General features: G+C 61.2%; 2 protein-coding genes. Both read left to right on the top strand.

Features of this window, described 5'->3' with window-relative positions:
- Positions 1-127 precede the first annotated feature (127 nt).
- Positions 128-841 carry a hypothetical protein gene (locus HDC93_RS37610; protein WP_185015250.1) on the top strand — a complete coding sequence of 238 codons (714 nt, stop codon included), beginning with the start codon at positions 128-130 and terminating at the stop codon, positions 839-841.
- A 127-nt stretch (positions 842-968) separates the two neighbouring features.
- Positions 969-1487 (top strand): hypothetical protein, encoded by a 519-nt coding sequence (locus HDC93_RS37605; RefSeq protein ID WP_185015249.1) that lies wholly within the window; start codon positions 969-971, stop codon positions 1485-1487.
- Positions 1488-1574 lie beyond the last annotated feature (87 nt).

Genomic DNA, 1574 nt, shown 5'->3' with positions numbered 1-1574 from the left:
GTGGTGCTGGTCATGAGGGGGTGGTTCTCCTGTCGTGCCCTCTCAGGCTAACCCGACGAAGCGGGACGTCTCACCCAAGGCTGACAGAGAGGGGGCCGACCGTGGCAACATCCGAGCCGCAATCTGCTTGCTGAACTGGCTCGACCAGCACCAGCTCACCCTCCCGGACCTGCACCAAGAGGATCTGGATCTGTGGCTCACGCAGAACCCCACCCGACGGCAAGCCGTCCACTCCTTCGTCCGATGGCTCACGAAGCGAAAACTGACCCGACCGCTCGATACACAACTCGCCCGCAAGGGATTCCCTGCGAACTTCCAGACGGACGACGAGCACCAGCAACAGCTGCGGAGATGCCTCACAGACGAGGCTGTGCCCCGAGAACTCCGCATCGTGGGAGCCCTGATCCGCCTCTACGCACTCCCCATCTCGCGCATCAAAGAGATCACCACCTCCCAGTTCCAACTGAACGACGCCGGCGCCTTCCTCACCATCAATCGCCACCCTGTACTGCTGCCTCCGACGCTGGCCCGGCTCATCAAGGCCCACATAGCCAGCCCGCAGGCCAGCTCGATGCTCAAGCCCCGCGCGTCCTCCGAACCCGATTACCTTCTCCCTGGTCGACACGCAGGTCGCCCCCTGAGCGCCGGCCACCTCATCAAACGGCTGCGGAACCACGATCTCCCCACCCGTGCGGCACGCAACACGGCAATGATCACCGCCATCACCGAGCTGCCGCCAATCGTGGTCAGCGACCTCTTCGGCCTCTCGGCCGCCACGACCTTCCAGTGGGCCAAGTTCGCCCAACAGAACTGGACCGACTACCTCGCGCTCCACGATTAGTGCAGGCATCTGGTCCCTTCTCCAGCCAAACGAACTATTCCGAGTGCGTGTGCGAGTGTGGCGTTGCAGTCTCAGGTCTTCCTCAAATCGCGCCCAGCGTTCAGCGTGTGCCTGCATGATCTGGTCTATGGCATCTTCACAATGGAGTGTCGGTCGCGTGCTTGCCCGCTGGAAACTTGCTCTAGTTCCTGTGGGCTTCTCGATGATCGTGTATGGGAACTCTCTTTATGGCGGCTCAAATCGGCGTCTCGGTTGGGTTCTATTTCTCGCTGGCTGGGTTATCACAGTCAGCGGTATGCCAGCCTGGAAGCGGTTTGTGGATGAGGACCCACTTCGCGCGGGGTATGAGAGATATGTCTGGGTGGTCTTCTTCCTGATCCTATTCCTGGCGGGACCTGCTCATGTTGTTTTCAAGGCTGCCGTCGGAGCGGCCCATGCGGGCAACTACCGCACTGCCGCAACATCGCTGGGCCTGATCTACCTCATGCTTCCATTGATCGTGCGGTGGGCTGAGCCGAAGGACTACACCTTTGCGCGGCTCCCCAGTCGTATTGGGCGAGCCACATTCTTTCGCACCGTCGCCAACGCGGCTGGTATTGGCGCAGTCGGGGCGTTCCTTGGTGCACGCTTTATCGCTACCTATTGATCCGAAACTCAAAGGGTTCTATTCGAGGATGTAGCGGACGTGCGGGCCGCCGAAGTAGCCCCGGACGATGTGTGGCTGGCGTTGGCG

The organism is Streptomyces sp. AK010 (assembly GCF_014207295.1).
Classification (GTDB): Bacteria; Actinomycetota; Actinomycetes; order Streptomycetales; family Streptomycetaceae; genus Streptomyces; species Streptomyces massasporeus.
Note: the sequence above shows the minus strand (reverse complement) of the source record. Positions and strands in the feature narration are given on the sequence as shown.